At 67.3% G+C, this 13,104-nt stretch carries 12 protein-coding genes; 9 read left to right on the top strand and 3 right to left on the bottom strand.

Annotated elements, in window-relative coordinates:
* The first annotated feature begins 96 nt into the window (after positions 1 to 96).
* The 3 genes from aspS to nudB all read left to right on the top strand — a co-directional run bounded on the left by aspS (position 97) and on the right by nudB (position 5,260).
* On the top strand, positions 97 to 1,911 hold the full coding sequence (gene aspS / locus AC3A84_RS15600; RefSeq protein WP_487970944.1) for an aspartate--tRNA ligase: 1,815 nt from the start codon (positions 97 to 99) through the stop codon (positions 1,909 to 1,911).
* Between the two features lie 236 nt (positions 1,912 to 2,147).
* The gene (locus AC3A84_RS15595) at positions 2,148 to 4,778 is read left to right on the top strand and encodes a cache domain-containing protein (RefSeq protein ID WP_487970943.1); all 2,631 of its coding nucleotides are present in this window, start codon (positions 2,148 to 2,150) and stop codon (positions 4,776 to 4,778) included.
* The gene (gene nudB, locus AC3A84_RS15590; RefSeq protein WP_487970942.1) at positions 4,775 to 5,260 is read left to right on the top strand and encodes a dihydroneopterin triphosphate diphosphatase; all 486 of its coding nucleotides are present in this window, start codon (positions 4,775 to 4,777) and stop codon (positions 5,258 to 5,260) included. The genes AC3A84_RS15595 and nudB overlap by 4 nt, the downstream gene beginning before the upstream one ends.
* Before the next feature lie 22 nt (positions 5,261 to 5,282).
* On the opposite strand, the gene AC3A84_RS15585 is transcribed toward nudB, so the two are convergent.
* Complete coding sequence (locus AC3A84_RS15585; RefSeq protein WP_487970941.1) at positions 5,283 to 7,040, bottom strand: response regulator; 1,758 nt, start codon at positions 7,038 to 7,040, stop codon at positions 5,283 to 5,285.
* Between the two features lie 196 nt (positions 7,041 to 7,236).
* Between AC3A84_RS15585 and AC3A84_RS15580 the strand changes: the two genes are divergently transcribed.
* The 6 genes from AC3A84_RS15580 to AC3A84_RS15555 all read left to right on the top strand — a co-directional run bounded on the left by AC3A84_RS15580 (position 7,237) and on the right by AC3A84_RS15555 (position 11,696).
* Complete coding sequence (locus tag AC3A84_RS15580) at positions 7,237 to 7,977, top strand: endonuclease/exonuclease/phosphatase family protein (protein ID WP_487970940.1); 741 nt, start codon at positions 7,237 to 7,239, stop codon at positions 7,975 to 7,977.
* Between the two features lie 29 nt (positions 7,978 to 8,006).
* Positions 8,007 to 9,251 carry a cardiolipin synthase ClsB gene (gene clsB / locus AC3A84_RS15575; RefSeq protein WP_487971059.1) on the top strand — a complete coding sequence of 415 codons (1,245 nt, stop codon included), beginning with the start codon at positions 8,007 to 8,009 and terminating at the stop codon, positions 9,249 to 9,251.
* Between the two features lie 120 nt (positions 9,252 to 9,371).
* On the top strand, positions 9,372 to 10,106 hold the full coding sequence (gene folE, locus AC3A84_RS15570) for a GTP cyclohydrolase I (RefSeq protein ID WP_487970939.1): 735 nt from the start codon (positions 9,372 to 9,374) through the stop codon (positions 10,104 to 10,106).
* 3 nt (positions 10,107 to 10,109) lie between these two features.
* A complete protein-coding gene (locus AC3A84_RS15565; protein WP_487970938.1) occupies positions 10,110 to 10,532 on the top strand; it encodes a BLUF domain-containing protein in 423 nt (140 codons plus the stop codon).
* The gene (locus AC3A84_RS15560) at positions 10,529 to 11,395 is read left to right on the top strand and encodes a DUF429 domain-containing protein (protein ID WP_487970937.1); all 867 of its coding nucleotides are present in this window, start codon (positions 10,529 to 10,531) and stop codon (positions 11,393 to 11,395) included. The genes AC3A84_RS15565 and AC3A84_RS15560 overlap by 4 nt, the downstream gene beginning before the upstream one ends.
* A 34-nt stretch (positions 11,396 to 11,429) precedes the next feature.
* The gene (locus AC3A84_RS15555; protein ID WP_487970936.1) at positions 11,430 to 11,696 is read left to right on the top strand and encodes a hypothetical protein; all 267 of its coding nucleotides are present in this window, start codon (positions 11,430 to 11,432) and stop codon (positions 11,694 to 11,696) included.
* Positions 11,697 to 11,754: 58 nt separating this feature from the next.
* Here AC3A84_RS15555 and AC3A84_RS15550 read toward each other — a convergent pair whose 3' ends face one another.
* Both AC3A84_RS15550 and AC3A84_RS15545 read right to left on the bottom strand, forming a co-directional pair.
* Positions 11,755 to 12,438: a hypothetical protein gene (locus tag AC3A84_RS15550; protein ID WP_487970935.1), complete on the bottom strand. Its 684-nt coding sequence runs from the start codon at positions 12,436 to 12,438 to the stop codon at positions 11,755 to 11,757.
* A gap of 62 nt (positions 12,439 to 12,500) precedes the next feature.
* The gene (locus AC3A84_RS15545; RefSeq protein ID WP_487970934.1) at positions 12,501 to 12,887 is read right to left on the bottom strand and encodes a response regulator; all 387 of its coding nucleotides are present in this window, start codon (positions 12,885 to 12,887) and stop codon (positions 12,501 to 12,503) included.
* Between the last annotated feature and the right edge of the window lie 217 nt (positions 12,888 to 13,104).

Raw genomic sequence — 13,104 nt, 5'->3', positions numbered from 1 at the left:
CGCCGAACACCGGCATCACATCCGCCGCGCCCTTCGTGGGCGCGAGTCAGTCAAGCAACTAATGGCGCTCCTTGCGGGCGCACTGGAAAGACATCCATGGCCATGCGTTCACATTACTGCGGTCTCGTCACCGAAGCCCTTCTGGGGCAAACCGTCACTCTGGCCGGCTGGGTCAACCGCCGCCGCGACCATGGCGGCGTGATCTTCATCGACCTGCGCGATCGCGAAGGCTACGTGCAGGTGGTGTGCGATCCCGACCGCGCCGACATGTTCAAGACGGCTGAAGGCGTGCGCAACGAGTTCTGCGTGCAGGTCAAGGGCCTCGTGCGCGAGCGCCCCGAAGGCACGGCCAACGACACTCTGAAGAGCGGCAAGATCGAGGTGCTTTGTCACGAGCTGGAAGTGCTCAACCCGTCGGTCACGCCTCCCTTCCAGATCGACGAGGAGAACCTGTCGGAAACGACCCGCCTCACGCACCGCGTGCTGGACCTGCGCCGCCCCTACATGCAGCGCAACCTGATGCTGCGCTACCGCGTGTCCATGGAGGTGCGCAAGTTCCTCGACGCCAACGGCTTCATCGACATCGAAACGCCCATGCTGGGCAAGTCCACGCCCGAAGGCGCGCGCGACTACCTGGTGCCCAGCCGCGTGCACGACGGCCAGTTCTTCGCTTTGCCGCAGTCGCCCCAGCTCTACAAGCAGATGCTGATGGTCTCGGGCTTCGATCGCTACTACCAGATCACCAAGTGCTTCCGCGACGAAGACCTGCGCGCCGACCGCCAGCCTGAATTCACGCAGATCGATATCGAAACCTCGTTCCTGACGGAAGAAGAGATCCGCGACATCTTCCAGGGCATGATCAAGACGGTGTTCCAGAACACCATCGGCGTGGACCTGGGCGAGTTCCCTGTCATGACGTACCAGGAGGCCGCCCACCGCTACGGCTCCGACAAGCCCGACCTGCGGGTCAAGCTCGAATTCACCGAGCTGACCGAAGTGATGAAGGACGTGGACTTCAAGGTGTTCTCGGGCGCCGCCAACATGAAGGGCGGCCGCGTGGTGGCCCTGCGCGTGCCCGGTGGCGCTCGCGAGTCCGGCGGTCTCTCGCGCGGCGAGATCGATGCCTACACCGAGTTCGTCAAGATCTACGGCGCCAAGGGCCTGGCCTACATCAAGGTCAACGAGCTGGCCAAGGGCCGTGACGGCCTGCAGTCGCCCATCGTCAAGAACATCCATGATTCGGCCATCGCCGAGATCATGAAGCGCACCGGCGCGCAGGACGGCGACCTGCTGTTCTTCGGCGCCGACAAGGAAAAGATCGTCAACGACGCCATCGGCGCGCTGCGCATCAAGATCGGCCACAGCGAATTCGGCAAGAAGAACGGCCTCTTCGAAGACCGCTGGGCACCGCTCTGGGTGGTCGATTTCCCGATGTTCGAGTTCGACGACGAAGCCCAGCGCTACACGGCCGTGCACCACCCCTTCACGGCGCCCAAGGACGGCCATGAAGACTGGATGGTGACCGCGCCCGAGAAGTGCATCTCCAAGGGCTACGACATGGTGCTCAATGGATGGGAAATGGGGGGCGGCTCCGTCCGTATCCACCGCGCCGACGTCCAGCAGAAGGTCTTTGACGCCCTGAAGATCACGCCCGAAGAGGCCCGCAACAAGTTCGGCTACCTGCTGGATGCGCTGCAATACGGCGCGCCCCCGCACGGCGGCCTGGCCTTCGGCCTGGATCGCATCGTGACGCTGATGACCGGCGCCGAGTCGATCCGCGACGTGATCGCCTTCCCCAAGACCCAGCGCGCCCAGGACCTGCTGACCCAGGCCCCCGGCCCGGTGGACGAGAAGCAACTGCGCGAGCTGCACATCCGCCTGCGCAACCCGGATGCGGTGAAGGCCTCCTGATACTGCGCCGCCTTGAGCGGTGCTCGGGAACAGCGGCGGGAGCATCGAGGCTCCCGCCGTTTTTTTTGCCCTTTCGCTGGGTGGGCGTGCGGGGCGATGGCTATGCGGCCAGGGAGCGGCCGACGGCGCCTTGATTGAGTCTGGACTCGTGGGTACGCTTTTTGATAGGCAGAATGTGCGCGAATGAAAGTCCTGGGTGAGAGTTCACAAGCGCCAACCACATAAGGACGCCTCCCGTGAAGAACCTCGTCAACTCCTCCGAGCAGTGGCTGCGCTACATGCCTGCGGCTTTGCATCAGCGCCAGGAGTTGCGCCTCGTGGAGAACGCCTGGGACCACCTCTCGCTGTTGTCCTCTCTGTCGCTGTTGTCGTCCAAGGCGTCCGCGGGCAGCGATCTGGCGCAGGCCCGTAACAACTTTTCCGCGCTCTCCGCCGACCTGATGCGCGGGCTGGCGCAAGAAGCGCTCAAGAATCGAACGGAAGACCTGGAGTCGCGTGCCCAGGTGTGTATCGATGTGCTGGTGCGCAACCTGTTCGAGCGGACGGCCGACATCGGCTTCTTGGCCACCGACGTCGGCGTGGCGAACTATCTCGAGGATGTTGAGCCCCGGGGGAGGCCGATCGTCGAATCCCGCCTGCGCGAGTATGCGAAGAAGTACACGGTCTATTCCAACATCTTCCTCTTCGACGCCCAGGGCGGGCTCTGCGCGGCCCTGCGGCCTGTCGAGGCGGTGGCCGCTGGGGCACAGCGCACGTGCGACGATGCCTTCGTGGAGGGTGTGCTGCAAAGCCGCGCGCCCTATGTGGAGCACTACGCGGTGCATGGCTTCACCGGCTCCGACCGGCAGACGCTGGTCTATGCCTGCCGCGTCGAGTCTGAGGGAGGGCGGGTGCTGGGCATGGTGGCGCTGGAGTTCAATCTGTCGGACGAAATGCTGGCCATCTTCCAGTCGGTGCAGTCAGGCGGCGCGAATGGGCAATCATCCGATGTGGTGATCGCCCTCGTGGATGCCATGGGGCGGGTGCTGGCTTCCAGCGATTCCCTGCAATTGCCGGACGGCTGGAGACTGCCCGAGGCGGGAGCGGCCGGCACCCATTTGGTGCGGCACGCCAGTCGGCGCTATCTGATGTCGGTGCGCGATACGCAGGGCTTCCAGGGCTACCGCGGGCCGGGCTGGCGGGGGCTTGTGCTGCTGCCTCTGGACCTGGCTTTCGAGGATGTCATGACCGAAGACGCGGGCGGCTTGCCCGCCCTGCTGGGCGGCCAGGCGGATCTGCTGTCGCGCGAACTGCGCGAGATACCGGCGCGCTCTGCCGCGGTGCAGGCAGCGCTGGACCGCTCCATCTGGAACGGCTTGCTCGAACTCAACCAACTGGGCGGCGGTGAAAGCCCGGATGAAGCGTCTCCGCGCGACCTGCTTTTCGCCAAGACGCTGCTGTCGGAGATCGGCGCCCTGGCACACAAGACCGCGCAGACGTTCTCCAGCGCGCTGCAGGATCTGTATGGCGTCATCGTGCGCTCTCTGCTGCGCGACGCCCATTCGCGCGCTGCGCTGGCCATGCAGATCCTGGACCGCAATCTCTACGAGCGATCCAACGACTGCCGTTGGTGGGCCCTCACGCCGCAGTTCGCCCGCACGCTCGCGGCAGGTATGCCGGGCTGTGAGCAGGCCCGTGCGGTGTTGGAAGGCATCAATGCGCTCTACACCGTCTATGCCTGCCTGGTGCTTTTCGACCGCGAAGGCCGGATCATGGCTGTTTCGCAGCCTGGGCAGGCGCATCACGTGGGACAGAAGCTGGATGAGGAGGAGTGGGTTGCGCGCTGCCAGCGCCTGACGGACAGCCAGGGTTACGTGGTGAGCGACTACACGACGAGCCGCTTCTACGAGGCGGGGCCGACCTTCGTCTACGCCGCTGCGGTGCGGGGCGGCGAGGGTAGTGGCTCCCCGGTGCTGGGCGGCATCGCCGTCGTGTGGGATGCCGCCGGCCAGATGAAATCCATCCTGGACGATTGTTCTGAGGGTGCGGGTGCGGGCGATGCGCTGGCGTTCATTGACACCCGCGGCAGCGTGGTGCGCGCGGGCGGCGGTGGAGCCTCGGAGGTGACGGCCGATGTCGTGTCGGCTTGCCAGTGCGCCGGCAACAGGGTGGTGCCTGCCGGCCGCTACCTTTATGGCCTGGGATTGCATCGGGGTGACGGCTACCGCGAGTTCCGCAATGTGGATGGCTACGACCATGGCATGAGCTGCCTGGCGCTGCGCCAGCTGTGCGAAAACCGGGTTGCGGAGCCTGTCGCGCCGATTTTTGCCGGGGGCGTTCGGAGCGGGCGCGTGGAGGTGGAGCACCGCCAGCAGCTGGCCAGCCTGCTGGTGGGCCGCCACTGGCTGGCGCTGGAGGCCGAGCAGGTGCTGGCCGCCGCACCTGATACGGATGTGCTGCATGCCGGCGGCGCCCGCGCGCCATTCCTGGGCCTGGCGCGCATAGGCGCTGCCGTCTATCCCGTGATGGATCTGCGCAGCGTGGTATCGGGGGGCTCCGAGCCCGTCGTGCGCAAGGCCGACCCGCACCGGCAGATGGTGGTGGTGCGTGTCGTTCAGGCCGACGGGGTCTCGCGGGACTTCGTGCTGCGCATCGATGCGCTGGGCCCGATCCTGGAGCTGGACCGCCGGACCCTGCATCCGATCGGACAGGGGGCGCAGGAGACGCCGTTCATTGACGCGGTGGTGTCCGTGCCGGGCGCTGGCGAAGGGGCCACGCGGCCCCTGCTGTGCCGCATCTCTGCGCAATGGCTGCAGCAGTGTGCCCGCGGCATGCCGGCTGAGATGTCTCCGGTGGATATGGACGCCTTGCTGATGGCCTCTGCGTGAGCGCGAAGCCCTTCAAGATCCCTGAATCCGTGCTGGTCGTGATCCACACGCCCGCGCTGGAGGTGCTGCTCATCCGCCGCACGGGCGATGCGGACCACTGGCAGTCGGTGACCGGCAGCAAGGACGGGCTGGATGAGCCCTTCGAGGACACGGCCGTGCGCGAGGTACGCGAGGAAACGGGCATTGATGCCAGGGCACCCGGTTGCGTGCTGGTCGACTGGGCGCTGGAGAACGTCTATGACATCTGGCCTGAATGGCTGTACCGCTATGCGCCCGGCGTGATGCGCAACCGCGAGCGTCTCTTCAGCCTGCAGGTGCCAGCGGGCCACCCCATCGAGCTCAATCCGCGCGAGCACGTGCAGTGGCGCTGGCTCCCCTGGCGCCAGGCGGCGCTGGCTTGCTTCTCGCCCTCCAATGCGGAGGCCTGCCTGATGCTGCCGCGGTTCGTACCACCGCGTTCCGGGCACGGTCCGGCGGCATAGCGGCCCGGCTGCACCGGCGCAGTCAGCCCAGGGGGCGCAGGCGGAAGGCGTCCGTGCGGTCGACCGGTTCCAGGTCGGGCACGGGCTCGGCGGGGAGCGCCGGGGCCGCCATCGCGGCCTTGCGCTGCGCGGCGGCCTCGGCCGACTGCGTGCGCAGCACCAGTTCGCCGGGCTTGCGCTCGCCCTCGTGGCCCATCGCGGCCCGCGCCGTGGCCGGACCGCAGCGCTCGCGCAGGGCATCGATGGCCGCCTGGGTCTCGGTCACGTCACCGATGCGGGCTGCGTGGCGGGTGAGCAGCTGCTGGGCCAGGTCCAGCAGTTTGGTGTTGAGCGTCGCGTCCACCCGTGTCAGCAGCTGCGCCACGGCGCCTTGCGGGTCGCCGCCCAGGCTCTGCGCCACGGCGGCCTCGGCCGACTTGTTGACCTGGCCGAGGCAGTCGCGCAGGGCCTGGGCATTGAGGGGGTAGCGGTGGGCAGCGCTCGCCAGCAGTTCGGTCAACGCCTTGGTGTTGGTGTAGCGCAGACCGATGGCGAGCACCCATTCAGGGCCTTCGGGCAGCTCGATGGATGTCTCTCCCAGCACGGACAGCAGGCCCACCATGTTGCAGGCGGCCTCGAAGTCGAACTGGCTGTCGGGGATGTCCTGGCCCAGCAGGCGCACGCTGGCCACGGCCTGCACCACCTGCCGCTGGAGGATCAGCTGCAGCGAGCGCACCACGGCTTCGAAGCGCCGATAGCGCCTGCTTTCGGGCTGGCGCTCCAACAGGCGGGCGAAGTCGGCCATGCACCGCTCCAGCCCCTTGCGGTCGTTGTCTCCGAAATACTGGAAGGCCAGCAGCACCAGCGATTGGTGGTCGAACAGTTTCGAGTCGATGCCCAGGATGGCCGCGCGCGACAGCGCCTTGGAGGCGGTTTCGTTGTCACCCATGTAGTGGGCCATCATGCCCAGCTTCTGCAGGCGGGCGACGGAGTCTGGTGTCAGGCTGCTGGCCAGGCGGTAGGTGCTGAGGGCATCGGTGAAATGACCGGTCTCTACCTGCGCGCGTCCCAGTACGTCATAGGCGTCGACGAAGCTCGAGTCCTCGCCCAGCAGCCCCTGCAGCGTGTTGATGGCGCGCGGCACCTGCCCCGATTCCATTTGCGCCCGGGCGATGCCCAGGCGGGCCCATGGCAGGGCGCGGGCTTCGATCACGGCTTCGAACAGCGTGCGTGCCTGTTCGTGGCGGCCCAGGCGCAGCAGCAGTTCGGAGCCGATGCGCGCGGCATAGAGCCAGTAGGCCTTGCGCTGCTTGAACTGTTCCAGGCATAGCGCCGCCGCGCCTTCGAAGTCTTCGCGCTCGATGGCGCTGAAGATCGACTGGAGGTGGGTCTTGCGCATGCGCGCGGCGGTGAGCCGCTCGAACATGGCGCTGGGCGTGAAGGGCTTGAGCAGATAGCCGTCGAGGGCGGACTCGGCGGCTTCGGCCACGGCGGCATAGGATGCCTCGGCCGTCACCATGAAGAACACGGTAGAGAAGGGCAGCAGTTGCGCGCGCCGCAGGTCGTCGAGCAGGGTCTGACCTGACTGGCCGGTGTTGAAGTACTGTTCGCACAGCACGTAGTCGAAGACCGTGTGCTCCAGCCGGGCCCGTGCGTCCTGCGGCCGGCTGCACTGCATCACCCGCGTCACGCCATACTGGCGCAGCTGCGACACGAGGATGCTGCGCGAAGTGGCATTGCTGTCGATCACCAACGCGCGCGTGGTGTTGGCCGGATTGGCGGACGGGGGAACGGAGCTCATGGGCCTGCGATGCGTTGCGACGCGTGTGATTGAGGGTATGGGCCGCAGTACGAATCGTGCGAAAACATGCAAAAAATTGCCCAGCGGACAAGTGTAGGCAATCGCGCAACTTCTGGACACATTCTCCTGCTGTAAGGAAGCCTCGCTCTGGTAGCTGCCAGCCCCGGTGCGCATCGGCTGGGCCACAATGCCGGGCATGCCCTCATCCAGCCTGCTGCGCATCGCCACCTACAACATCCACAAGGGCGTGCAGGGCATTGGCCCCGCAAGGCGCCTGGAGATCCATAACCTGGGCCTGGCCGTAGAGCAGCTCGATGCCGATATCGTCTGCCTTCAGGAGGTGCGCAAGCTGCACCATCGCGGGCCGCACCAGTTTCCGGGCTGGCCGGAGCAGCCCCAGGCCGACTATCTGGCGCCAGAAGGCTACGAAGCGGTCTATCGAACCAATGCCGTCACGCGCCACGGCGAGCACGGCAATGCGCTGCTCTCGCGCTGGCCGGTGATCGGCCACCAGCATGAGGACATCTCAGACCACCGCTTCGAGCAGCGCGGGCTGCTTCATGTCGAGGTGGACATCGACGGGCTGCGGCTGCATGCCATCGTCGTGCATCTGGGGCTGGTCCCCGGCAGCCGCTTGCGGCAGGTGTTGCAGTTGCACAAATTCATCGAGCGCGAGGTGCCCGCAGGTGCGCCGCTGGTGGTGGCCGGCGACTTCAACGACTGGGGCCTGCAGATCAAGCGCATGCTGGAGGGATTCGGCCTGCACGAGTACGAAGGTGCCAAGGCCGTGCCCACCTACCCGGCCCGGCTGCCGCTGGCGCAGCTGGACCATGTCTATGCGCGGGGCCTCACCCCGGTCGGGCTGCATGTTCCGCGTGGGCGAGCCTGGTGGCGCATGTCCGACCACTTGCCGCTGATCGCGGAGTTCCGCCTGTGACCGCTGCGGCGCGGCCTCGCCGTGGCGTCTTGGGCCGGCGTGCAGCGGCGGCCCGCCCTGTCTGCGCAGACGATCACCGCGTCACGTTGCTCGAAGGGGCCCAGGAGTTCTTTGCCGCGCTGATCCGCGACATGGATGCGGCGCTGGCGGATATCCAGTTCGAGACTTACATCTTCGACTGTACCGGTGCCGGGGTGCAGGTGGCCGAGGCCTTCATCCGCGCCGCGCAGCGCGGCGTGCGGGTGCAGATTGCCGTCGATGGCGTGGGTTGCATGAGTGGCCTGCCTGCGCCCTGGCCCCAGCGGCTGGCCGATGCCGGCGTGCAGTGGCAGGTCTATTCGCCGCCGGGCCGCTTTGGCCTGCTGCGGCCCGCGCGCTGGCGGCGGCTGCACCGCAAGCTCTGCGTGATCGATGGCTGCGTGCTGTATTGCGGCGGCATCAATGTGCTTGATGACTTCCATGATCCCAACCATGGAGCGCTGAGGGCGCCACGCTTCGACTTCGCGGTGCGGGTGGTCGGCAGTCTGGTGGACGAGGCCAGCGACGCGATGGAGCAGCTCTGGTGGCGCATGCGCGCCGTGCACGATGCGCGCGAGCGCCGGCTCGGGCAGGCGCTGGCCGATCTGCGGGCTGCCAGCGCCGCCCGGCTCGCGCCCGGCCATCCGCCGCAGCCAGGAGCCGCCCGGGGCATGCGCGCCATGCTGGTGCTGCGCGACAACCTGCGCCACCGCAGCCGCATCGAACAGGCCTACCTGCGCGCCATCGGCACGGCGCGGCACGAAGTCATCATCGCCAATGCCTACTTCCTGCCCGGCCGCAAGCTGCGCCGCGCGCTGGTGCTGGCCGCGCGGCGCGGCGTGCGCGTGCAGCTGCTGCTGCAGGGGCGCTACGAGTACTTCATGCAGTACCACGCCGCCCGCCCCGTCTATGGCGTGCTGCTGGAGGCGGGTGTGGAGATCTACGAGTACGCGCCCAGCTTTCTGCACGCCAAGGTGGCGGTGGTCGATGCCGAGGGCGGCCGGCCCTGGGCCACGGTGGGTTCATCCAATCTCGATCCGCTCTCGATGCTGCTGGCGCGGGAGGCCAACGTGGTGGTGGAAGACGCCGCCTTCGCCCAGGACCTGCGTCGCCGGCTCGTGCAGGCCATGGCCCACGCGGGGCAGCCGCTGGACCCGGCCGGCTATGCGGGCCGCCCGCTGCGCCAGCGTCTGCTCGACCGCCTGGCTTTCGGCCTGATGCGGGCTGCGCTCTGGGTGACCGGCCACCGCTACTGACGGCCATGGGTATGCGCTGATCGCTATCTAATTGATAGCTGTATGCGCAGATTTCGCGAGCGCTGGAGCCTGAAAACCTCTGTAAAGCGAATCCGTGGCTTCGCTGGTACCATCCGCGCCATGCTGAAAGAACTCATCGCTACCGATGCCCCGGCCAGCGCCGCTTCGTCCGCCGAGGGCACGCCCGTGTCCGTCAAGATCCGGGAGCGGCTGGTGGCGGCCCGCAAGCGCTTCAACGCCAACGACAACATTTCCGAATTCATCGAGCCGGGGGAGCTCGAACGGCTGCTTGACGAAGTGGAAGTCAAGATGCAGGGCGTGCTCGACAGCATGGTCATCGACACGGCGACCGACCACAACACGCAGAACACCGCGCGCCGCGTGGCCAAGATGTACCTGACCGAGGTCTTCCGGGGCCGTTACGTGCCGCAGCCGGCGATCACCGAATTCCCGAATGCTGAGCACCTCAACGAGCTGATGATCGTCGGCCCCATTACCGTGCGCAGCGCCTGCAGCCACCATCTCTGCCCCGTGATCGGCAAGATCTGGATCGGCGTGATGCCCAATGAGCACACCAACGTGATCGGCCTGTCCAAGTACGCCCGTCTGGTGGACTGGGTGATGGGGCGTCCGCAGATCCAGGAAGAGGCCGTGGTACAGCTGGCCGACCTGATCATGGACAAGACGCAGCCCGACGGCCTGGCCATCGTGATGGAAGCCAGCCATTTCTGCATGTCCTGGCGTGGCGTGCGCGAGATGGACAGCAAGATGCTCAACTCCGTCATGCGCGGCGTCTTCCTCAAGGATCCGGCGCTGCGCCGCGAATTCCTTTCCCTCATTCCCGGAAGGAGCTAACCCATGCTGGTCCGTCTGCTCTATGCCAGCCGCGCGGTCGATACCTCGCCTGCCGCGATCGAAGCCATCCTCACCCAGTCGCGCGAACACAACCCGCTCAGCGGCATCACCGGCGTGCTCTGCTATGGCGGCGGGGTGTTCCTGCAGGCCATCGAGGGCGGGCGCTCGGCTGTGAGCGCCCTTTACGGGCACATCCAGAAAGACCCGCGCCACAAAGATGTCGAACTCCTGCATTTCGAGGAAATCGACGAGCGCCGATTCGGCGGCTGGACCATGGGCCAGGTGAACCTCTCGCGCATCAACCACTCGATCGTGCTCAAGTACTCCGAGAAGCCTGAACTCGACCCGTATTCGGTGTCGGGCCGCGTGTCCTACGCCCTGCTCGAAGAGCTGATCGCCACCGCTTCCATCATCGGCCGCGCTTGACGCCGTCCCAGCCCGGCGCAGCCCCGCTGCTGGTGGGCTGCGATTTCTCCAGCAGTCCCAGCCGCGCCAAGCCTGTCGTGCTGGCGCTGGGCTACCTGGCCGGCAGCCGGGTGGTGCTCTCGGGGCTGGAGCGTTTTCCGACGCTGGCGGCTTTCGGCGCCTGGCTTGCCGAACCCCGGGCCTGGGTCGGCGGCTTCGATCTGCCCTTTGGCCTGCCGCGCCCGCTGCTCGAATCATTGGGCTGGCCAATGACCTGGCTGGCCAGCATGCGGCATTACCGCGGCCTCACCCGGCCCCAGATCCGCGATGCCTTCGCGGCCTTCTGCAACGCCCGGCCCGTGGGCGGCAAGTTCGCCCACCGTGCCACCGACATTCCGGCCGGTTCCAGCCCGTCGATGAAGTGGGTGAATCCGCCCGTGGCCTACATGCTGCATGCGGGCCTGCCGCTGCTGCTCGATGCCGGCGTGCATCTGCCGGGCCTGCATGAGGGCGATGCGGCGCGCGTGGCGCTGGAGGCCTACCCTGGCCTGCTCGCCCGCGAGGTCCTCGGACGCCGCAGCTACAAGAGCGATGACCGGCAGCGCCAGACTCCCGAGCGCCTGATCGCCCGCCGCGATCTGCTGGAGGCGCTGGAGCGCGGCGCCACGCGGCTGGGGCTGCGGCTCAAGCTCACCCACGCGCAGCGTGACGCGCTGGCGGCCGACGCGAGCGGCGACAGTCTGGATGCCGTGCTGTGCCTCATCCAGGCCGCCTGGGCCAGCCAGCACCATGCAGAGGGCGATGCGCTCTACGGCCTGCCGGCCGGGCTGGACCCGCTGGAAGGATGGATCGTCACGGCACCGTGGCCTCCACGGTCGGCGTGATCCGGCGGCACATGCCAGCGCCACCATACGACCCATGTCCGCTTTCCGTCATGCTGTGTCTGCTGCTCGCCGTTCGGCGCACCGCGCTGGCGCCGTCGCGGCGATGGTGGTGTGCGTGGGGCTCTGGGCGGCCAGTGCTGTGGCCGCTCCTGCGCCCTGGCACTGGTGGCGCAGCAAGATCGACGGGCAGCGGGTGTGTGCGCAGACCTCGCCGGGCCCCGGCTGGATACAAGACGGCGGCCCCTTCGACGGGCCCGGCTGCCAGCCCCGGCCACGGGTGTTCGTGCTACCCATGCGATAGCCCGGTGGGGGGATGACGTGCCGCGCGGACTGGCTGGGCGCTGCGCGCGCGCGGCGCTTCAGCCTTGGGGCAGGCCGATTTCCACGCACTCGGGCGTGACCGATACCTGTAGCTGGAGGTAGTCCGCCAGGCACTGGAGTGCGCCGGCATCGATGGGCAGCGTGTTCTGCGCTCCCGCCGGCACCAGGGGCGGCAGCGCATCGGGTGACATGCTTCCATGGGCTGCGACGCGGATGCCTTGCGCGTTGAACGTCACATGCACTTCCGCGGGGGGGACTTCTGCCGCTTCGCCCAGATGGTAGATGGCCGCGAGGGTGACGTAGAGCAGCGTGTGGTGCGGTGCCGCAGGCGCTTCGCTTTCGCCTGGCTGCGCATCGGCCAGCGGCTGGATGAACACCCCGCGCAGCGCAAGCAGGGGGCGGGCCAGCTCGATGGCCTCCAGCAGGGTGACACGTACCGGCTGGCGGTCGGTCAGCTGGACGTCCCAGTTGCGCAGGCGGCGGACATGCTCGCCCAGCGTGGTGAGCTGGCTTTCCAGTTGCTCGACGCGTTCGACCGCCTGTTCGGCGGGCGTGTCGTTTCCGGGGGCGAGTCTGCGCTTGAGCACTGTCATGCCCATGCGCATGACAGACAGCGGGCTGGCCAGGTCATGGCGCATCGCGGGCAATGCCCGCATCAAGACCGCGTGCTGTACTCCTGCAGCCATCCAGAGTCGTGCGTTGGGTTGGTCGAAACAATTCATGGCGCGAATCGATGGGGCGGGGAACGTGAGGCGAGAGAGCGAATGCGTCGGGTGTGGATGCGTCAACGCGCGGCCTGCGACTGCAAGCGGGCGACGCACTGCGCCATCAGGGCGTCGAAAGCGTCGAAGTCGAGCGGTTTTCCGAGCACGTGATCGAAGACGGGCGTGGCAGGGTTGGTGCCGGAGGCCATGCCGGTGATCGAGATGGCAATGCACGGCTTGCCGGCATCTGCAGCGATCTGCTTGAGCTGGGGCGCGAGCACCGAGCCCTGCATGTCCGGCAGGTTCTGGTCCACCAGCAGCAGTTGTGCCGGCTTGTCTCGCATGGCTGCCAGCGCGGCCTGGCCGCTGAGTGCCGTGCGCACGGAAAAGTCCTGCATCTCCAGCAGTTCGCGCAGAAGTTCGGTCGCGTCCAGGTTGTCGTCGATGATGAGGATGTCGGTTTGCATGAGCCGGTGGGGCAGGTTGGACTGGCAGGTTACGGGTTCAACGGAAAGGCGGATCACCCGGCGCGTGTCCATTCGGGTTGAAGCTGAACCGAGGGCGGTGACGGGGTTTCGGCAACCCTGGGCAGGACCTGCGTGCGGAGAACGCGTGCGGGCAGACCTTATCGGCAACCGTGTCCGATTGTGGCGCCATTAGCTGGCCCATGCAGCCCCGAGCGGG

Source organism: Paracidovorax sp. (assembly GCF_057642795.1).
This window is presented reverse-complemented; position numbering and strand designations above follow the sequence as displayed.